The organism is Streptomyces sp. NPDC033131, assembly GCF_055578365.1.
Genome location: NZ_JBVIPA010000010.1, coordinates 84,341 through 102,554, shown reverse-complemented (window position 1 = coordinate 102,554; position 18,214 = coordinate 84,341). Strand labels below are relative to the sequence as shown.

The following is an 18,214-nucleotide window of genomic DNA, read 5'->3' as shown; positions in this document are numbered from 1 at the left end:
GGCCCGTGCCCGAGCAGAACGGCGAGGGCGTGCGTCCGCTGCCTTCACTCACCGACGACTCCGCGTTCTTCTGGACGTCCGGGGCGGACGGGCGGCTGCGCTTCCAGGAGTGCGGCGCGTGTGCCGCACTCATCCATCCGCCGCAGCCGGTGTGTTCGTACTGCCGCAGTCATGACACTCGCGTCACGGCGGTCTCGGGGTACGGCACCCTGGTCGGCTTCACCGTCAACCAGCACTTCGGCCTGCCGGGCCTGCCCGCCCCGTACGTCGTGGCGCAGGTGGCGATCGAGGAGGACCCGCGGGTCCGTCTGACCACGAACGCGGTCCAGTGCGATCCGCAGGACCTGACGCTCGGGATGCGGATGGAGGTCGTCTTCGAGCAGGTCGAGGATGTGTGGCTGCCGCTGTTCCGGCCTGTCCCGGAGCAGGGCGAGCCCACCGAACTGCCTGCCGACGAGACGGGCCCCGCCGAGATCACCCGGCTGATCCGGCCGCCGGTCCGGACCGCGCGCAAGTTCGAGGAACAGGCGGCGCTCACCGGGGCCGGTGCCTCGCGGATCGGGCGCCGCCTCATGGTGCCGCCGCTGGCCCTGACCGTCGAGGCCTGCGAACGGGCGGTCGCGGACGCCGGGCTGACGCTCGACGACATCGACGGGCTCGCCACCTACCCTGGCGCCGGCCCCTTCGGCGGCTTCGGGGAGGGCGGGACGACAGCCCTCGAATCAGCGCTGCGGATCCGCCCCACCTGGCACAACGGCGGTGGTGAGACCTTCGGCCCGGGCGGATCGCTGATCGCGGCGATGCTGGCGGTGGCGGGCGGGCTCGCCCGGCATGTGCTGTGTTTCCGTACGGTGTGGGAGGCCACGCACGGCGCACTCGTGCGCCAGGGCCGGCTCACGGCGGCGCTTCCCGCCAGGGTGGAGGGAACGGCCGCGTGGCGGATGCCGTTCGGCGCCACCTCCGCCGCGCACCTGCTCGCGCAGAACGCCCAGCGCCATATGCACCGTTACGGCACGACCCGGGAGACGCTCGGCTGGATCGCCCTCAACCAGCGCGCGAACGCCGCGCTCAACCCCGCGGCGGTCTACCGCGATCCGATGACCATGGACGACTACCTCACGGCCCGTCCCGTCACCAGCCCTTTCGGTCTCTACGACTGCGACGTGCCGTGCGACGGCGCGGTCGCCGTCGTGGTCTCCGCCGTCGACGCGGCCCGCGAGCTGCCCAGGCCGCCCGTCCTCGTCGAGGCGGTCGGTACGCAGATCGTCGAGCGCCTCGACTGGGACCAGTCCACCTCCACCCACGAGCCGCAGGTCCTGGGGCAGGCGGCCCATCTGTGGACCCGTACGGATCTGCGTCCGCAGGACGTGGACGTGGCGCTGCTCTACGACGGCTTCACCTTCAACTGCCTGTCCTGGATCGAGGCTCTCGGCTTCTGCGGCATCGGCGAGGCGAAGGACTTCCTCGACGGCGGCAAGAACATCGCCCGAGACGGGATCCTGCCGCTCAACACGCACGGCGGCCAGCTTTCGCACGGCCGCACCCACGGCATGGGCCTCGTCCACGAGGCGGTCACCCAACTGCGCGGCGAGGGCGGAGCGCGGCAGGTCGCGAACGCCCGGGTGGCCGTGGTGAGTTCGGGTGGTCTCACCCCCAGCGGCGTACTTCTGTTGAGGACGGACACGTGACCCCTTGCGACATCGAGTCCCCCGCGCAGCCGCACGGGGACGTCGTCGACGCCGACGGCGTCCCCCTGTCGGCGCTGGTGTGCGAGGTGCCCCGGCCGCGGGCCGTGGTGCTCGCCCTGCACGGCGGCGGCACCACCGCGAAATACTTCGACTGTCCCGGCCGTCCCGACCTGTCCTTGCTGCGCCTTGGCGCCGCGCTCGGATTCACGGTCATCGCGCTCGACCGGCCCGGATACGGAGCTTCGGAGGCGTACGCCGAGAAGGTCCGCGATCCGGCGCGCCGCGTGGACCTGGGCTTCGCGGCCGTCGAGGCGCTCCTCGCGCACCGGCCCGGCGGCGCCGGAGTCTTCCTGCTCGCGCACTCGGCCGGCTGCGAACTGGCCATGCGGATGGCAGCGGACGAGCGCGGCCGTGACCTCATCGGCCTGGAGATCGCGGGTACCGGCCTCGAACACAACCGGTCCGCCGTCGACACGCTCGACACGGCCGAGCGCGACGCCTGCGGACGGCCTCTGCGCCCGCGCGGGTTGCGCGAGGTGCTGTGGGGTCCCAGCCGGCTGTACGCCCCCGAGGTGTACGACGACGCGGCGATTGCGGGACCGTCCCCGCTCTACGAGGCGGAAGCGCGCCACTGGGTGGACGAGTTCCCCCAGCTGGCCGCCTTGGTCGGGGCGCCGGTCCAGGTAAGCCTCGGTGACCACGAGACGGTGTGGCGCTCGGGGCCCGCCGAACTCGACCGCCTTGCGGACCTGTTCACCGGTTCGCGTCGCGCCCGCTGGCACGAACAGGCGGGCGCTGGCCACAACTTGAGCCTTGGGCTCACCGCTCGCGCCTACCACCTGCGGGTGTTGTCTCTCGCGGAGGAGTGCGCGGTGCTGCGCGAGTCGGAAGAAGGACGGCGATGACCGGGGCCGAGTCGACGGCGGTGCTGCTGCTGCGGGTGGTCCTCGGAGTCACCATGATCGTCCATGGCCTCAACCACTGGCGGGGCGGCGGGAGGATCGCCGGGACGGCCCGCTGGTTCACCGGGCTCGGGCTGCGGCACGGGCGGTTGCAGGCCTGGCTGAGCGTGGTCACCGAGGTGGGCGCGGGGGCCCTGCTCGTGCTCGGGTTGCTCACGCCGCTGGCCGGCGCGGCCGTGATGTCGGTGATGCTCGTCGCCGGGTTGCTCGCGCACCGCCGCAACGGCTTCTTCGTGTTCAAGGACGGATACGAGTATGTACTCGTGCTCGCCGTGGCCTGCGTGGCGCTGGCGATGCTCGGCCCCGGAGACGTGTCGCTGGACGCCGCGGCCGGGATCGACATCGACGGCTGGGCGGGCGGGGGGCTCGCGGCGGGGGTCGGAGCGGCGGGGACGGCGGGGCTGCTCGCGGCCTTCTGGCGGCCGGGCGCACAGCTGCCGGAGGCGACAGCCGACGAGGCAGCTGATGGGCCACTCGGCGAGGCACCGAATGGGCCACGCGCCAAGACACCCCATGCGACTCCCGCCGAGACACCCGATACGCCGCCCGCCAAGGCACCTGATGCGACCCGGGCCGAGACACCGCAAGAGTCACCCGACGAAGGGCAGGAACCATCGTGACGCACGTCGGATTCATCGGTCTGGGCAGCCAGGGCGCCCCCATGGCCCGCCGCATCATCGACGCCGGCTATCCCACGACGTTGTGGGCGCGCCGCTCGGCAACGCTCGCGCCGTTCGCGGACACCCCGGCGAAACGGGCCGCATCGCCCGTCGAACTCGCCGCCGACTGCGACCTGGTGTGCGTGTGCGTCGTCGACGACACCGACGTGGAGCACGTGATCCTCGGCGAGCACGGGGTACTGGCCGGACTCCGCAAGGGCGGGGTGATCGCGGTGCACAGCACGGTCCATCCCGACACCTGCCGCCGCCTGGCGGAACAGGCGCGTACGCGCGGTGTCGAGGTGATCGACGCACCGGTCAGCGGCGGCGGACCGGCCGCCGAGGCAGGCAGGCTCCTCGTCATGGTGGGCGGGCAGAATCCGACGTTCGCGTTCTGCCGCCCGGTGTTCGAGACCTTCGGCGATCCGGTGGTCCATGTCGGTCCGCTGGGTTCGGGACAAACGGCGAAACTGCTCAACAACGTACTGTTCACGGCCCACTTGGCCACGGCCGCTGACACGCTCGCGCTCGGGAACGAGCTGGGCCTGGACGCGGGTCGGCTCGCGGAGGTGCTCGGCCATGGCAGCGGCGCGAGCTTCGCGCTAGGACGGGTGGCCGCGGCGGGCGGCACCCTGACGGCGCTGGCGGGCCGCGCCGGCCCGTTGCTACGCAAGGACGTCCGGCTCCTGGCACAGCTCGTCGGACGAGTCGAAAGCGCCACGCTCACGGCCGCCGACGACGCCTTGGGCCGCATGGAACATCCTCGTTGACATCGAAAGACGGTACGTCATGCACGAACCCCCGTTGATTTACGTTGCGTTGAGGTGTCAACGCTCCGGCTCGGTCCTCGCCCTCCGCCTGTCCGGCCGGGCGACACCCAGTGCCCCAACGGGCGATCGGCGCGGCGCTCGAGTCAGCCCAGGCCGATCCTGAAGTGCGTGCCCTGCTGCTCGCCGACTGCACGGAGTCGGACCTCGGCAACCGGGTGACCGAGGGCCACCCGCGACGACGCCCGGACGGCCGCGTATCTCCGACTGCTCGCGGGCCGTACGCCGTTGCCGGTGGCCGGAACCGCGACGTGCGTCATCTCGGGCAGCGGTCTCGAACTCCTTCCTGGCTGCCACGTCATCGTGGCATCCACAGCCGCACGGTCTTCCTGTCCGCAGCTGCGCCAAGGCGTGATTCGCGTACAAGGCGGGGCCCTTCTGGGCGCACGGGTACCGATGGGTGCCGCACTGGAACTGCTACTGACCGGAGACTCGGTCGACGCGCAGCGCGCCCCTCCAACTCGGCCTCGTCAACCGCGTCGTATCGCCCGACGCCGTGGAGTCGACGGGGTTCACGCCGGCCGCGCGGATCGCCGAAGGCTCCGCCCACGGACTTGCCGCCGCCAGGGATCTCGTACGCCTCGCCGCCACCGCCCCTTCACTGGAGGCGGCGCGGTGCGAGGCCCGGCGGGAGCGTGGGGGCCGCTCCTGAGCGGGGCCCCGATTCACGTCGGGACTCTGGAGTTCCTTCCAGGCGGGTATTAGATTTCCTATTTAGAGAATTGCATTTTCATCGAGTACACGACGCAGGAGGCGGGATGCCTGTCCACGGAAACGATCCAGGCGAACCGGGCCGCGCACGGCGACGCCTGTTGATCGACGGACGACTCGTCGACACCAAGGAGCACTTCGAGAGCCTCAACCCGGCCACCGGCGCCGTACTCGGCCATGCGCCCGACGCCACACCCGCCGACGCCGAGGCCGCGATATCCGCCGCACACCGTGCGTTCGACACCACCGACTGGGCCACGGACCGGGACCTGCGCATCCGCTGCCTCGACCAGCTGCACCAGGCTCTGCTCGACCATGTGGAGGAGCTGCGCGAGCTGACCATCGCCGAGGCCGGTGCCACGCGCATGCTTACCCATGGCGCTCAACTCGAGGATCCCATAGGCATCGTGCGCTACTACGCGGACCTGTTGCGCACCTACGCCTTCACCGAGGACCTGGGCGAGGTCGAGAAGCACGGTCAGCGCCACCACCGCTGGCTGGAGAAGGAGGCGGTGGGCGTGGTGGCGGCGATCCTGCCGTACAACTACCCCAACCAGTTGGCCCTCGCCAAGCTCGCCCCCGCCCTCGCGGCCGGCTGCACGATCGTCCTCAAGGCTGCCCCCGACACCCCGCTGATCACCCTGGCGCTCGGCGAGTTGATCGCCGAGCACACCGACATCCCGCCCGGCGTGGTCAACGTCCTGTCCTCGTCCCGCGCGGACGTCGGCGAGGTGCTCACCACGCACGCGGACGTCGACGCGGTCAGCTTCACCGGATCCACCGCGACCGGCCGCCGCATCATGGCCGCGGCGAGCGAGACGGTGAAGAAGGTCTTCCTCGAACTCGGCGGCAAGTCCGCGATGGTGGTCCTGGACGACGCCGACTTTACGGTGAGCGCCCAGTTCGCCGCCTACATGATCTGCGTGAACGCGGGCCAGGGCTGCGCGCTGACCTCCCGCCTCCTTGTCCCGCGCTCCCGCCACGATGAGATCGTCGAGTTGATCGCCGGCCACTTCGCCCGCATCCGCCCCGGCGACCCGTCGCACCCGAAAACGTATCTGGGCCCGCTGATCAGCGCCAAACAGCGCGACAAGGTGGACGGCATGGTGCAGCGGGCCGTCGCCGACGGCGCAAAACTCATCACCGGCGGCGAACGCGTCGACCCCGGCTTCTTCTACGCGCCGACGCTGCTCGCCGGGGTCGACCCGGACAGCGAGATCGCGCAGGAGGAGGTGTTCGGACCGGTGCTCGCCGTCACCCCCTACGACGACACCCAGGGCGACGACGACGCCGTACGGATCGCGAACAACTCGGTGTACGGCCTGTCGGGCGCCGTGCACAGCCGCGATCAGGAGCGGGCGGTGCGGGTCGCGCGCCGCATCCGCAGCGGCACGTTCAGCATCAATGGCGGCAACTACTTCCACCCGGACGTGCCCTTCGGCGGCTACCGCCAGTCCGGCATCGGCCGCGAGAGCGGAGTGGCGGGCATGGAGGAGTTCCTCGAGACCAAGGCGTTCGGCGCGCCCGTGGTCGCAGGGGTGGACGCATGAGCGCCACAGGACCCCTGGAAGGGATCCGAGTCGTCGAAGTCGCCATGTACGGCTTCGTTCCCTCCGCAGGGGCGGTGCTCTCCGACTGGGGCGCCGATGTCGTCAAGGTCGAGCACGCGGTGACCGGCGACCCGCAGCGCGGACTGCGCCAGACCGGCGCGATGCGCGTCGAGGGCGACCCGAACCCGAACATCGAGCACGCCAACCGCGGCAAGCGCAGCATCGGTCTCGACATCGCGCGCCCCGAGGGCATGGAGGTGCTGCGCCAACTCATTGCACGCGCCGACGTGTTCCTCACGAGTCTGCTGCCCGCCGCCCGCCGCAAGCTCGGCATCGAGGTGGCCGACGTGCGCGCGATCAACCCGGGCATCGTGTACGCGCGCGGCAGCGCACTGGGCCCGCGCGGCCCGGAGGCCGAGCGCGGCGGCTACGACATGACGGCCTTCTGGGCCCGCGCCTCCACGGCAGCGAGCATCACCCCGGCCGGCATGGAGGGCATCGTCTCCGCGCCGGTGCCCGCGTACGGGGACACCATCTCGGGCACGAACCTGGCCGGCGGCATCGCGGCAGCGCTGCTCAAACGCGAGCGAACGGGCGAACCCTCGGTCGTGGACGTGTCGTTGCTCGGCAGCGGGGTGTGGGCGATGGGCCACGGCATCGCGCTGTCCCTGCACCTCAAGCAGGCATGGGAGATGGCACCGCCGGGCGTGCACAACTCACCGGTCAACCCACTGACCGGCCTGTACCGCACAGCCGACGACCGCTACCTGTCCCTGGTGATGCTGCAGCCCGCGAAGTACTGGGCTGAGATGTGCCGCCATATCGACCGTCCCGAGCTGGCCGACGACCCGCGCTTCGCCACGTCCCAGACCATCGCCGAGCACACGGCCGAGGCTGTGGCACTCCTGCGAGAGGTCATCGCGACGCGCACCCTGGCCGAGTGGTCCGAACGGTTCGCCACCTTGACCGGGCCCTGGGCTCCAGTCCAGGACTCACTCCAGGTCGGCGACGACGCACAAGTACGGGCGAACGAGTACCTCGTACAGGCCGGCGAGCTCCAACTCGCCTCGAATCCCGTGCAGTTCGATGTCGCGTCCCCCGCACTGCGCCCGGCCCCGGAGTTCGCCGCACAGACGGAGGAGATCCTGCTCGAACTGGGTCTGGACTGGGAGCGGATCGCCGCGCTCAAGGAGGCTTCGGCGGTCACGTGAGACCGCGCAGGGGCGCGCTCCCGACCAAAAATCCGGGAGCGCGTCCGGCCCTATTCCGGCAGATCCGAACCGTCCAGGGTGATCGACCGCAGCAGGAGGTCCGCGTACTGGCGCAGCCGGCCCGTCATGTCGTACGCGTCCGGGCCGAGAGCACACTGGAGCTGCAAGCCGTCCATGACGGCGGCGAGGATCGAGGCAACCCTGGCTGCGAAGTTCCAGGAGGAATGGGCGGAAGCCAAGGCCTCGGCCGGGGCAGGGCGGTGACGGTAACGCCCACGGGCGGGAGCTCATCCCGGCACCGGACACGCGCCGCAGCGCCGGTGTGCTCATAGACCACCCTGCCCGCGCCAGTTGCGCCTGCCCGGTGCGGCGCGGCGAACACCAGGTTCGTACACGAGAGCCGTCAAGGCTCCTGAAAGGGCTACTGCAATGAGATTTCTCCTCCTGGGCGCCACCGGCGCGACCGGCGGCCTCTATGCGGACGCGGCCACCGCCGCCGGACACGAGGCGGTCGCCTTCGTACGCGACCGGCCAAGCTCGCCCGGCGCGAGCGGGTGAACGCGTCGCCGGTGACGTCCGGAACGCCGAGGCGCTGGCCGAGGCCATGCGCGGCGTGGACGCGGTGGTCAGCACCCTCGGGATCGGCAAGGCCAAGGACCCCGCGAACCTGATCACCGACACCACGCGCGCGCTCGTCCGGGCCGCCGAGGCCATGGGCACCAAGCGAGTAGTGGTCATGTCGGCGTTCGGCGTCGGCGACTCCCCGGCGAAGGCCTCCGGCGTCCTCCGGTTCCTCGGACAGGCGCCCCAAACGAACGGTGATCAGACGGTGGGGACGACGCCACTCTCCTCAATGACGACCTTCGTTGCAGTGCACAGGGCGATCGCATGGCGGACCCGGGTCGTGATGTTGGGGGCGCTGTCGTTGAGCGCCCGGTGCACCAACGTGCTGCGGGCGTCTTCGGGGACGGCGACCAAGCGCCCGAGGTCCTCGCCTTCGGCAGCCAGCTCGTGCTCGTGCCGTTTGCCCCGGTAACGCTCCGCGACTGTTCCCCAAGATCTGTGCCGGAGCCGAGAACTGACACCGTTTGTCTGGGAGTTTGGGCACACTTGTTGATCAGAGGGGTGTGAAATGTCGACGAGAACTGACACCACGACCGCGCCTTTGCCCGCCCACCCCCGGGGCGATGACGCTACGTCAGACTTAGGCGATGAGCCGGGCAGTCAGTGCATGGGTCACTTCAGGTGGGGACTTTCTCGGCGCCACCGGGCCGTTTCCCGTGGACGTCCCGTGGTGGTCGGAGGTCGAGCCGGTCATCGCGCGTCTTCACCACACGCTCGGCGTTCCGGTCATGGTGCTGCGCTTGCTGGACGTCGAGGGCGGAGACGGAGCCCGCGACGGCCATGTCACCTACCACGTAGAGGCGCTGCGCCGCCCAACGCCGGGCCTGCTGATGCATGGTCCCCTCGCCGACAGCCTGCTGAAGCTGACCGGGCATGAGGACCTACGCGCCCCGTGGGCCCGGGCAGACGGTCTGCGGGAGATCCTCGGCTGGGCGTCCGACACACTGGCCGCGGCCGGCCGTCCGGTGACCGGGCCGGTCGAGCAGCGAAGAACATGGAATCTGGCCGGGCTGTTCCTCCTGCCCACGGGCCAGGGCCCCGTCTGGTTGAAGACCACACCGCACTTCGCCTCCGATGAAGCCGCCGTCATCTCCGCGTTCGCCCGGGTCGACCCGGGCCTCGTCCCGACGGTCGTGGGGGCCGGAGTGCGGAGGATCCTGCTGGAACACCTGCCCGGCGAGGACTGCTGGGATGCCTCCCCTGAAACCATCACCAGCGCCGTGAGCCGCCTTGTAGCCGCCCAGGCCGCCGTAGCCGGCCTCCCGGAAGACCGCCCGCGCGGGCTGCGGAACCGGCGGACGTCCGTCATCGCGGCCCAGGTCCGCGATCTTCTCGAGGGAGAGGTTGCCCGCGAACTGTCTTCGGAAGAACTGGCCGCCACCCGCGAACTGCTCGCCCGCTGGCCCATGCTGGACGACTGCGGCCTGCCGGACACCATCGTGCACGGCGATTTCCACCCCGGTAACTGGCGCAGTGACGGCGGCCCTCCGGTCGTCATCGACTTCGCCGACGCCCACTGTGGCAACCCGGTACTGGACGGTTTGCGAGCGTACGACTACCTGCCCGAAGCCAAGCGGCCCACTGCCGCCCGGGCCTGGATCGACGCCTGGGAAAGGCACCTCCCCGGCTGCCAGCCAAGACATGCGCTGGCCATCGCGGAACCCCTCGCCCACTTGTCCTACGCCCTGCGCTACCAGGAGTTCCTTGACGGCATCGAACCGTCCGAGAAGGTCTACCACCTCGGCGATCCCGTCGCCGTCATCCGCCACGCCCTGCGGTGCGCGAGCGCGCCGAACCCGCACTTCGCAGCGCAAGACCTCCGGTCGGGCCTTGAATGAATGCCTCGCTCGCGCGGCGGCTGGTCCATACCGCCCTGCCTGTCGGTGCGCCGTCTTGATCTTCCGGTTTGGGGACGCCGAGGTGTGTGGTGTGGTCGGCGAGATCGTTGAGGGTGGTCGGTTCCGTCTCGGTGCCTAGGGTGACGGACGCTGGCAGTTCAGCGGGCCGGACCGTAGGCGGTGGTGAGGGATGCGGCGAGGTCGGCGATCAGGTCCTCGCGGGACTCGAGACCAAGGGCGAGCCTGATCAGGCCGTGTTCCTGGAAGACTGGAGCGAACGCGGCAGAGGGGCCATCGGGGTACTGCTCGTAGGCAACGAGAGTCTCGTCGTGCCCCAAGGAGACCGCGGAGGTGATGACGCGCAGGTCGTTGACGAACCGCAGGCGGTTCTCGTGCGTGCCGGCGAGGGCGAACGAGACGATCCCGCCGAACCCGCCGGTGAACTGGGTGGCCGCTGCGGCGTGCTGACCGTGGCCGGCCAGCCCCGGGTAGGCGACGTGGGCGACGCGCGGGTCCGCGTCGAGGAACTCTGCGACGGCCTGGGCGTTCTCGCACTGCCGCTGGAGTCGCAGCGGCAGGGTGGTCGAACCCCGCATGATGAGCCAGGCGTTGAACGGTGAGATGGCCCCGCCGATGTGGAACATGGCACCGGTGCGCGTCTCCTCGACGACGGCGCGGTTCCCGATGACGACGCCGCCCATCGCGTCGCCGTGGCCGTTGTAGTACTTGGTGAGCGAGTGCATGACCAGGTCCGCACCGTGGTCGAGCGGACGCATGAGGGGCGGCGGCGTGAAGGTGGAGTCGATGGTGAGCAGGGCCCCGGCATCGTGGGCGATCTGTGCCAGGGCCGAGACGTCGGCGACCCGGAGGTCGGGGTTGGCGATGACCTCGGTGTGGACGAGTCGGGTGGTGGGTCGTACAGCGGTGCGGACGGCCTCCAGGTCGGTGATGTCCACGAAGTCGACCTCGATGCCGAGCTTGGCCGGGAACAGGTTGCCGAAGAGTCGTGCGACGCGCATGTAGACGACGTTGGAGACGATGGCGTGGTCGCCGGGGTTGAGGATGGTGAAGAACGCGGCGTGCAGGGCGGCCATGCCCGTGCCGAACACCGCGGCGGCCTCGCCGTGCTCGAGCTTGGCGAGCTTCTGCTCGAGCCCTCGCTGGTTCGCTCCGTGCTCGCGCGTGTAGACGAGGCCCTCGAAGTCGGGGTCATCGATCGTGGTCGGATCCGTGGGCAGGCGGTAGGAGTTCGCCATGATGATCGGGGTGCGGATCGCGCCCGTGGTCTCGTCGGCCTGGTTGCCGCCGTGCACGGACCACGTGTTGCCCGTCAGGCTGTCGTAGTCGTGCTTGTCCGGCCGGGTGATGGGTGTACGGGTGCTCTGGTCGGTGGTCATGGTCTGCCTTCGAGTTCGTGGGCGGGTGCATGCGAGAACAGGCCGCCCGATTCAGTCGCAGGGCCTTCGTGTGTGGGACGGGGAACGTCAGGCGGGCAGTCGGCCGTCCCCGTAGGTGGCCCGGATGTCACTGACGACGATGCGGTAGCCGTCGTACCAGCGCTGCACCTGACCCTTGGCCTCTCGGTGCTGCGGGAATCGGCCCAGTTGCGCCACGGACTCCGGGTCGGCGAAGTAGTAAATCGCGTTGACCACATCGCCCTCGGGCGCCACCCACTTCTCGACCCTGTCGAATCCGGGCAGGCTGCGCGCGTACTCGTCGATGTCCTGGTCGAGGCGGTGGAAGTCGTCGTCGTAGGTACCGGGCTTGAAGATGAACTGGCAGCAGATCACGGGTGCTCCTGGGGTGGTGGGGCTCAGACTGCGCGGGGGGCGACTCGGATGTCGCGGCTGATGCGCTGCAGATGGCCGGTGAGGTCGTCGTCGGCCGTGGCGAGCGCGCCGTCGGACATCGATGCGGGCGTCGAGAACGAACAGAGCGGACGTGGTGTCCGGGTTGAGCTGTGTAGGTCGTCCGTGACAGTGCCAACGGCGGCACGTCACTCCCTGAGCGTCGTACCCCGACCCCATGGCACGCTTCAACCGTGGCGGGCCGGCGTACCGGTCGAGGTCCTCGCCTCCCAGCGGAACTTGGTGGATGACGCTGATCGCGTTGTGGATGTTGGTGAGACCGTTGACCTGCGCAAGACCGGTACTGGCGCGACGCAGGAGCGCTTCGAGGCTGTTGCGGGTGCGCTGCGGTTTGGCGCCGAAAGCGCGGTAGGCGTCGTGCCACGCGGCGACATGGGGAACCCCTTCGGCGGAGCCATTCGCCAGGAGGTCGCTCGCCGCGGGCCTCGGCTCGATCGAGCGAGGAGTGCTTCGGTGGCGTCGTCACCCTGGTGGCCCGGGGCGATGCCATCGACTGCGATGAGGAGGGGCGCGGCAGTCCGGCCGGAGGGTGGTCACGGCGGGGCAGGTCCGTGCCCGGCGAGGAAGAACCCGATCGAGGCTTGTCCGGTCAGTCATGGCTCGCCTCCGACTTCCCGTCGGCGCCCACACCGGGTTCGAACACCGTGAGGGAGAAGCGCGCCTCCTCGGACCCCTCGTTCGCGTACGAGTGGGCGACGTCGCCGGCGAAGGAGATGGCGTCACCGACCTCCAGGATTTCCACCTGACCGGCGACCTCAACGGTGACCGAGCCCTCGTGCACCTGGAGGATCTCCTTGGTCCCCTGGACGTGCGCCTCGCTGTCGTGCCTGTCCCCAGGGGCGAGGGTCCAGTCCCACAGCTCCAGCACGTCCGGCGGCGCGGTGCCGGCCAGAAGGACCCCACGACCACCGCCCGGGCCGGTCCACAGTGCGGCGCCGTCACCGCTGCGCACGACCTTCACCCGTTTCGTCTGCGGGACCGCCACGAGTGCTTGCAGGCCGATGCCGAGCGCGTCGCTGATGCGCAGCAGGGTTGTCACGCTGGGATTGGCGGTTCCCTGCTCGACGTTGATGATCATGCGACGGCTCAGCCCGGCCATCTCCGCGAGCCGGTCGAGAGTCCACTCGCGCCCCTGACGCTCGGCGCGCACCGTGGCGCCGATCGCAGCCGACAACTCGCTGGCACTGCTGTTCATGAAGTGCAGCATAGTGCATTCTCAGTGCAACGCGATGACGATCTGGGACCTCCCCGCATGACCGCCACTCCGACCAGCCCCGCGACCGGCACCGGCCGCCGCCGAGGCTCAAAGCGCTGTCGACAGAAGATCCGGACGCACTGCGCTCCATCTCCCGGCGCGCGTCTGGCTCTCGGTCGCCATCGTCGACGCGGCGAACCGGGGCCGGCCCAACAGCAGTGGGGTCAAGGGTGGCGGACACCAGGCGTCCTCGGCGTCGATGGTCGACATCATGGTCGCGCAGCGGTTCCACACTCTGCGCCACTCCCGCCGTGTCTCGGTAAAGCTGCACGCCTCCCCGGTCCTGCACGCCGTCAACTACTCGTTCGGCGACCTCGACCCGCCTACCTGACGACACCGCGCGCAAAAGGCGGGCTGCAGAGCTACCCCGGCCGGCTGAAGGACCCGGACACCGTCGACTTCTCCACCGGCTCGGTCGGCGTCGGGGCCATATGGGCACTGTGGGCAGCCGTCGCGCACCGCTACACCCGCTCCCCCCTCCCGGGCACCCAAGACGTTGCCGCGGTACTGGATCTGGCGGAGGCCCTGTCTGAGGGTGCGCGTCAGGTGGTTGGGGTCGGTGAAGGCGGTGTTGGCCTGGCTGCTGGGCGACGGCCGAGCAGCAGCCCGCCGGCGACCAGGGCCGAGGCGAGACCGAGGAGACCGACGGCGTGGGCCATGCTGCCGGTGACCGATTCCAGGCCGATCAGGACGAGCGGGCTGATGAACTCGCCCGCGAAGAAGGCGGCCGTCCACAGTCCGGTGCCGCGGCCCCGGTCGGCGTAGCTGAGCCTGGACATCGCGATGGTCAGCAGCGAGGGCAACAGCACGCCGGTGCCGAGGCAGTTGAGCACGGCGCCGACGACCACGACCACCGGACTGTTCGCCAGGGCGATCACCACGAAACCGGCCCCGCACAGAGCGAAGACCAGGGGCAGCCTGCCGGCCGGGCCGCCGGACAGTCTGGTGAAGGCGATGGAACCGACTACGGTGGCGGCGCTGGCGACCGCGGTTGCCAGGCCGATGACGCCGGTGGACTTCACGCCCAAATCGTCGAGCAGGTAGGACATCTCGACGGGCACGGTGTAGAAGACCATCGCACCGAACACGGTGAGTGCGCAGATGCCCGCCATCCGGCGAACGGGGAACGGTCTCTTCTCGCCCTCGGGTTCTTCGGCCTCCTCGACGCCGGTCGGCCTGGGCTTGGACAGGGTGATCGCCATGGCGGGGGCCAGCAGCAGGCCCACGGCGTAGATCCAGAAGGGTGCGCGCCAGCCCGCCGAGCCGAGGGCGCCGCCGATGACGAAGAACGCGGTGGCGGAGATGGAGGCGCACATGGTCTGCAGGGCCAGGTAGCGTTCGCGCGTTCGGCCGCTGTAGTAGTCGCCGATCAACGTGGTGCAGCAGGTCATGATGGCCGCCTCGGCGATGCCGACCAGCACCCGGCTGATCACGATGGCACCGAGCGAGTCCAGCCACAGCGGGGCGGTACCGAGCAGCGCGTACAGCAGCGTCGCCGCGGCCAGCAGCCGTACCCGGCCGAGGCGGTCCACGATGACGCCCGCGAAGGGGGCGAGCAGTGCGAGCGCGAGCGCGGGGATGGTCAGGACGACCGGGACGAGGGTTTTCACTCCAGGCACGGTCGCGAAGTGTTCCTGCATCTTCGGCAGGACCGGCGCGAGGAGGACGGCGCCCAGCACCGGCAGACAGCTGCCCGCCATCAGGAGCACGGCGCGCAGCGGCCCCGCGTTCTGGGTATTCGGGCTGAGGCTGTCGGCCGGCGCGGGCGGGGAAACGGGTCTGGACATGCCAACTCCACGTGTGGTGGCAGGGGTGCGGCGCAGAACCGCTGCGGCTTGGCCACGCAGCGGGGCACCGGCACACCAGAGGGGACACGCCCGGGACAGCGGGCGTCGGGGACTGCCCCGACTATGAGCCAGGCCGTTCCCGGCGACTAGCCCTCACGTGATCACACTGCCGGATCCTCGCCATCCGTGCCGCGGATGGGGTCTGCCCCCATGGCCGACCCCACGCGGGCGGCCGTGGTCCGCAGCCAGATGTGCCCGGCGTCGTGGGTGTGGACGGGGTGCCACCAGAGCGCCTCGCGCAGGGGGACCGTCTCGTACGGCGGCGTCATGATCCGTACCGGTGCGGTGCCGCGCAGGCGTTCGGCGAGGAGTGCCGGGACGAGGGCGATCCGGTGGGTGCCGGCGACCAGGAAGGGCAGCACCGTGAAGCTGTCGACGGAGACACTCACCCGCGGTTCGATGCCGAGCATGCCGAGCTGGTGGACCGCCGGGGTGTCGTAGGCGCGCAGGTATGTCACCCATGGCAGGCGCGCCAGGTCGTCGCGGGAGAGGCGGTCGCCCACCTCGGGGTTGTCCTCGGCGACGAGGAAGACCCAGCCGTCCTCGTACAGCTCCGTGGCGGGGAAGTCGCTGATGATGCCGTGCGGCATGATCACGCCGTCCAGGCTGCTCAGCACGGCACCGGCCACCTCGGTGATGCGGGGCGGGATCTGGACGAAGCGCACGCGGACGCCGGGCGCCTCGCGGTCGAGGATCCGGGTGAGCTCGGCCCCGAAGACGGCCACCGAGTAGTCGCTGACGCCGAGGCTGAATTCGCGGGACTCCGTCGCCGGATCGAAGTCGGCCTGGCTGGTGAAGAGGCGTTCCAGCAGGTCGCAGACGGTGGAGGTGCGGTCCAGCAGGACTTGGCCGAGGGCCGTCAGTTCGTAGTTGCCGCCGACCCGGGCGAGCAGGTCGTCGTCGAAGTGCCGGCGCAGCCGGGCGAGCGCGCCGCTCATCGCGGGCTGGCTCAGACCGATGCGGCGGCCGGCCCTGGTGACGTTGCGCTCCTCCAGCAGGGCGCGCAGGGCGACGACCAGATTGAGATCAAGGCTTGCCAGGTTCACGGCGGCACTCCAGCGTGCGATGGCGTCGGCGGGATAAGCCCGACGGATGACAGTCATCCAGATAATCGATTTCCCTTATCCCAAGGGCTGCGGCCAGATTAGTCCCATCGCAATCAGGAGGACACGTTCGTGAAACCCGCAGCCACCACGTCCGTCCCTTTCGCCGGACCTTTCGCCCTCGGCACCCTCTCCGCCCCCGAGGGGGTACCGTTCCCCGCTCTCGTCACGCCGGACGGCCTCGCCCTCGACCTGCGTGCGGCCCTCGGCGAGCACGAACTGACGATCCGCGCGCTCCTGGAACGCTGGGAGGAGGCCGGTCCCCGACTGCACGTCCTCGCGAGCGACGGCGAGGCAGCCTGGCAGCCCCTCTCGGGTCTGCGGGTGCACGCTCCGGTGGAGCCCCGGCAGGTCTTCCAGTCGGGGGCGAACTACCGGCAGCACGTGATCGACCTGGAGGTCGCTCACCGTGCGCCCGATGATCCGCGCACCGTCGAGGAGGCGAGGGCGGAGATCGCCGCGCTCATGGACCGGCGGGCGGCCGAGGACCTGCCGTACGTGTTCATCGGCCTGCCCAGCGCGATCACCGGGCCGTACGACGACGTACACCTTCCCGACTGGGCCGAAAAGCCGGACTGGGAACTGGAGTTGGCGGCCGTCATCGGCAAACCCGCCTACCGGTTGTCCACGGACGAGGCGCTGGAGTACGTCGCCGGCTACACCATCGCCAACGACCTCACCGACCGTGCCACCGTCTTCCGCCGGGACATGCCCGCCATCGGCACCGACTGGCTGCGCAGCAAGAACGCCCCCGATTTCACCCCGCTCGGCCCGTGGATCGTGCCCGCCGAGTCGATCGCCGACCCCGGCGACCTGAGGGTCACGCTCAAACTCAACGGCGACACCATGCAGGACGAGTCCACCAAGGACATGCTCTTCGGAGTGGCCAGGCTGGTGTCGTACATCTCCCGGACTTCCCGACTACTGCCCGGCGACCTCGTGTTGACCGGCAGCCCGGCCGGCAACGGCATCCACTGGGGGCGGCTGCTGCGCGACGGCGACGTCATGGAGGGGTCCATCACGGGTCTCGGCGTGCAGCGCACCCGATGTGTGTCCGAGGAGACGGGTTCATGAACCGGAACGACCCCGAGGGCGCGATCGCCGAGGCCGCCAAGAGGTACTCCAACTGGGGCCGCTGGGGCGAGGACGACGTCCTCGGCACCCTCAACTTCCTCGACGAGAGCAAGCGACGCGAGGGCGCCGCCCTCGTCCGGCGGGGCGCCAGTTTCTCGCTGTCGCAGCGGTTCGACATGGACGGCCCGCAGAAGGGCTGGCGGCGCCGCACCAACCCGGTGCACACCATGCTCGACACCGGCACCGACGCCGCCCTCGGCAACCAGGGCTTCCCGCACGGCATCGGCGGCGCCGACGACGTGATCGCGATGCCCCTGCAGTGCTCGACCCAGTGGGACGGGCTCGGGCACATCTTCGACCACGGCAAGGCGTGGAACGGCCGGGCGGCCGAGAAGGTCGTCACCTCCGACGGTGACCTCGTCACCGGCATCGAGCACATGGCGCCGCACGTCGCCGGGCGCGGTGTACTGCTGGACGTAGGCCAAGTCCACGGGTCGAACGGTGAGTTGCCCGACGGATTCGCCGTCACCGAGGAGCACCTCACCCAGGCCGCCGCCGCCCACGGGGTGCGGGTGGGCCGCGGGGACATCGTCGTCGTACGTACCGGACAGCTCAGCCGGGTCCGCCGCGACGGCTGGGGCGACTACGCGGGCGGCGCGGCACCGGGCCTGTCGTTCACCACGGCCGACTGGCTGCATCGCACGGAGATCGCCGCGATCGCCACCGACACCTGGGGCTTCGAGGTCCGGCCCAACGAGTTCGAGCACGCCTTCCAGCCGCTGCACCAGGTCGTCATCCCCAACATGGGCCTGCTGATCGGAGAGATGTGGGACCTCGACGCGCTCGCCGCGGACTGCGCGGCCGACGGCGTGTACGAGTTCTGGCTCACCGCCGCACCCCTCCCGATCACCGGAGCCGTCGGCTCTCCCGTCAACCCGATCGCCGTCAAGTAGCCCTCGCCCGGAGCAACCAGAGGAACACCCTCGCCCGGAGCAAC

18 protein-coding genes and 2 pseudogenes are annotated in these 18,214 nt (G+C 70.3%); 12 read left to right on the top strand and 8 right to left on the bottom strand.

Going from position 1 to position 18,214, the window contains the following annotated elements:
- The first annotated feature begins 5 nt into the window (after positions 1-5).
- Genes ACZ5XS_RS15475 through ACZ5XS_RS15460 form a run of 4 tightly spaced genes read left to right on the top strand, consistent with a single transcriptional unit; the run spans position 6 to position 4,079 of the window.
- Positions 6-1,688: a thiolase C-terminal domain-containing protein gene (locus ACZ5XS_RS15475; RefSeq protein WP_468651437.1), complete on the top strand. Its 1,683-nt coding sequence runs from the start codon at positions 6-8 to the stop codon at positions 1,686-1,688.
- The gene (locus ACZ5XS_RS15470; RefSeq protein WP_468651435.1) at positions 1,685-2,593 is read left to right on the top strand and encodes an alpha/beta hydrolase; all 909 of its coding nucleotides are present in this window, start codon (positions 1,685-1,687) and stop codon (positions 2,591-2,593) included. Before ACZ5XS_RS15475 ends, ACZ5XS_RS15470 begins: the two co-directional genes overlap by 4 nt.
- Entirely contained in the window at positions 2,590-3,270 is a 681-nt protein-coding gene (locus tag ACZ5XS_RS15465) for a DoxX family protein (protein WP_468651434.1), read from the top strand. Before ACZ5XS_RS15470 ends, ACZ5XS_RS15465 begins: the two co-directional genes overlap by 4 nt.
- 41 nt (positions 3,271-3,311) lie before the next feature.
- On the top strand, positions 3,312-4,079 hold the full coding sequence (locus tag ACZ5XS_RS15460; RefSeq protein WP_468651432.1) for an NAD(P)-dependent oxidoreductase: 768 nt from the start codon (positions 3,312-3,314) through the stop codon (positions 4,077-4,079).
- A 143-nt stretch (positions 4,080-4,222) separates the two neighbouring features.
- Here ACZ5XS_RS15460 and ACZ5XS_RS15455 read toward each other — a convergent pair whose 3' ends face one another.
- Positions 4,223-4,438, bottom strand: coding sequence for a hypothetical protein (locus ACZ5XS_RS15455; RefSeq protein ID WP_468651430.1), 216 nt, complete (start codon positions 4,436-4,438; stop codon positions 4,223-4,225).
- 194 nt (positions 4,439-4,632) lie between these two features.
- Here ACZ5XS_RS15455 and ACZ5XS_RS15450 point away from each other — a divergent pair, with 194 nt between their 5' ends.
- The 3 genes from ACZ5XS_RS15450 (at position 4,633) to ACZ5XS_RS15440 (ending at position 7,608) form a co-directional block, all read left to right on the top strand.
- Positions 4,633-4,788, top strand: coding sequence for a hypothetical protein (locus tag ACZ5XS_RS15450; RefSeq protein WP_468651429.1), 156 nt, complete (start codon positions 4,633-4,635; stop codon positions 4,786-4,788).
- Positions 4,789-4,894: 106 nt separating this feature from the next.
- Positions 4,895-6,397 carry an aldehyde dehydrogenase family protein gene (locus tag ACZ5XS_RS15445; RefSeq protein WP_468651427.1) on the top strand — a complete coding sequence of 501 codons (1,503 nt, stop codon included), beginning with the start codon at positions 4,895-4,897 and terminating at the stop codon, positions 6,395-6,397.
- Positions 6,394-7,608, top strand: coding sequence for a CaiB/BaiF CoA transferase family protein (locus ACZ5XS_RS15440; protein WP_468651425.1), 1,215 nt, complete (start codon positions 6,394-6,396; stop codon positions 7,606-7,608). The genes ACZ5XS_RS15445 and ACZ5XS_RS15440 overlap by 4 nt, the downstream gene beginning before the upstream one ends.
- A gap of 50 nt (positions 7,609-7,658) precedes the next feature.
- On the opposite strand, the gene ACZ5XS_RS15435 is transcribed toward ACZ5XS_RS15440, so the two are convergent.
- Positions 7,659-7,784 (bottom strand): hypothetical protein, encoded by a 126-nt coding sequence (locus ACZ5XS_RS15435; RefSeq protein WP_468651423.1) that lies wholly within the window; start codon positions 7,782-7,784, stop codon positions 7,659-7,661.
- Positions 7,785-8,037: 253 nt separating this feature from the next.
- Here ACZ5XS_RS15435 and ACZ5XS_RS15430 point away from each other — a divergent pair, with 253 nt between their 5' ends.
- The 3 genes and pseudogenes from ACZ5XS_RS15430 (at position 8,038) to ACZ5XS_RS15420 (ending at position 10,070) form a co-directional block, all read left to right on the top strand.
- On the top strand, positions 8,038-8,166 hold the full coding sequence (locus ACZ5XS_RS15430; protein WP_468651421.1) for a hypothetical protein: 129 nt from the start codon (positions 8,038-8,040) through the stop codon (positions 8,164-8,166).
- A gap of 46 nt (positions 8,167-8,212) precedes the next feature.
- Positions 8,213-8,323 (top strand): annotated as a pseudogene (locus ACZ5XS_RS15425) (hypothetical protein); the annotation flags it as partial.
- A 496-nt stretch (positions 8,324-8,819) separates the two neighbouring features.
- Positions 8,820-10,070 carry an aminoglycoside phosphotransferase family protein gene (locus tag ACZ5XS_RS15420; RefSeq protein ID WP_468651419.1) on the top strand — a complete coding sequence of 417 codons (1,251 nt, stop codon included), beginning with the start codon at positions 8,820-8,822 and terminating at the stop codon, positions 10,068-10,070.
- 158 nt (positions 10,071-10,228) lie between these two features.
- On the opposite strand, the gene ACZ5XS_RS15415 is transcribed toward ACZ5XS_RS15420, so the two are convergent.
- From ACZ5XS_RS15415 to ACZ5XS_RS15390, 6 genes and pseudogenes are all read right to left on the bottom strand, one after another.
- On the bottom strand, positions 10,229-11,467 hold the full coding sequence (locus ACZ5XS_RS15415) for a trans-sulfuration enzyme family protein (RefSeq protein ID WP_468651417.1): 1,239 nt from the start codon (positions 11,465-11,467) through the stop codon (positions 10,229-10,231).
- An 87-nt stretch (positions 11,468-11,554) separates the two neighbouring features.
- Positions 11,555-11,860, bottom strand: coding sequence for a hypothetical protein (locus ACZ5XS_RS15410; RefSeq protein ID WP_468651415.1), 306 nt, complete (start codon positions 11,858-11,860; stop codon positions 11,555-11,557).
- A 294-nt stretch (positions 11,861-12,154) separates the two neighbouring features.
- Positions 12,155-12,343, bottom strand: a pseudogene (locus tag ACZ5XS_RS15405) (hypothetical protein); the annotation flags it as partial.
- 184 nt (positions 12,344-12,527) lie between these two features.
- The gene (locus ACZ5XS_RS15400) at positions 12,528-13,133 is read right to left on the bottom strand and encodes a helix-turn-helix domain-containing protein (protein WP_468651413.1); all 606 of its coding nucleotides are present in this window, start codon (positions 13,131-13,133) and stop codon (positions 12,528-12,530) included.
- A 602-nt stretch (positions 13,134-13,735) separates the two neighbouring features.
- Positions 13,736-14,980, bottom strand: coding sequence for an MFS transporter (locus ACZ5XS_RS15395; RefSeq protein WP_468651411.1), 1,245 nt, complete (start codon positions 14,978-14,980; stop codon positions 13,736-13,738).
- 161 nt (positions 14,981-15,141) lie between these two features.
- Positions 15,142-16,086, bottom strand: a complete 945-nt coding sequence (locus tag ACZ5XS_RS15390) for a LysR family transcriptional regulator (RefSeq protein WP_468651681.1) — start codon at positions 16,084-16,086, stop codon at positions 15,142-15,144.
- A gap of 129 nt (positions 16,087-16,215) precedes the next feature.
- Between ACZ5XS_RS15390 and ACZ5XS_RS15385 the strand changes: the two genes are divergently transcribed.
- Together ACZ5XS_RS15385 and ACZ5XS_RS15380 are read left to right on the top strand one after the other, a co-directional pair.
- A complete protein-coding gene (locus tag ACZ5XS_RS15385) occupies positions 16,216-17,217 on the top strand; it encodes a fumarylacetoacetate hydrolase family protein (protein WP_468651410.1) in 1,002 nt (333 codons plus the stop codon).
- Entirely contained in the window at positions 17,214-18,170 is a 957-nt protein-coding gene (locus ACZ5XS_RS15380; protein WP_468651408.1) for a cyclase family protein, read from the top strand. The genes ACZ5XS_RS15385 and ACZ5XS_RS15380 overlap by 4 nt, the downstream gene beginning before the upstream one ends.
- The last annotated feature ends 44 nt before the right edge of the window (positions 18,171-18,214 follow it).

Bases quoted from the DNA above. Each gene is read 5' to 3' on its own strand.
- ACZ5XS_RS15400 (WP_468651413.1), bottom strand. From the start codon at position 13,133: ATGAACAGCAGTGCCAGCGAGTTGTCGGCTGCGATCGGCGCCACGGTG.
- ACZ5XS_RS15420 (WP_468651419.1), top strand. From the start codon at position 8,820: ATGAGCCGGGCAGTCAGTGCATGGGTCACTTCAGGTGGGGACTTTCTC.
- ACZ5XS_RS15440 (WP_468651425.1), top strand. From the start codon at position 6,394: ATGAGCGCCACAGGACCCCTGGAAGGGATCCGAGTCGTCGAAGTCGCC.
- ACZ5XS_RS15380 (WP_468651408.1), top strand. From the start codon at position 17,214: ATGAACCGGAACGACCCCGAGGGCGCGATCGCCGAGGCCGCCAAGAGG.
- ACZ5XS_RS15455 (WP_468651430.1), bottom strand. From the start codon at position 4,438: ATGACGTGGCAGCCAGGAAGGAGTTCGAGACCGCTGCCCGAGATGACG.
- ACZ5XS_RS15435 (WP_468651423.1), bottom strand. From the start codon at position 7,784: ATGGACGGCTTGCAGCTCCAGTGTGCTCTCGGCCCGGACGCGTACGAC.
- ACZ5XS_RS15430 (WP_468651421.1), top strand. From the start codon at position 8,038: ATGAGATTTCTCCTCCTGGGCGCCACCGGCGCGACCGGCGGCCTCTAT.
- ACZ5XS_RS15395 (WP_468651411.1), bottom strand. From the start codon at position 14,980: ATGTCCAGACCCGTTTCCCCGCCCGCGCCGGCCGACAGCCTCAGCCCG.
- ACZ5XS_RS15445 (WP_468651427.1), top strand. From the start codon at position 4,895: ATGCCTGTCCACGGAAACGATCCAGGCGAACCGGGCCGCGCACGGCGA.
- ACZ5XS_RS15465 (WP_468651434.1), top strand. From the start codon at position 2,590: ATGACCGGGGCCGAGTCGACGGCGGTGCTGCTGCTGCGGGTGGTCCTC.
- ACZ5XS_RS15415 (WP_468651417.1), bottom strand. From the start codon at position 11,467: ATGACCACCGACCAGAGCACCCGTACACCCATCACCCGGCCGGACAAG.
- ACZ5XS_RS15460 (WP_468651432.1), top strand. From the start codon at position 3,312: ATGGCCCGCCGCATCATCGACGCCGGCTATCCCACGACGTTGTGGGCG.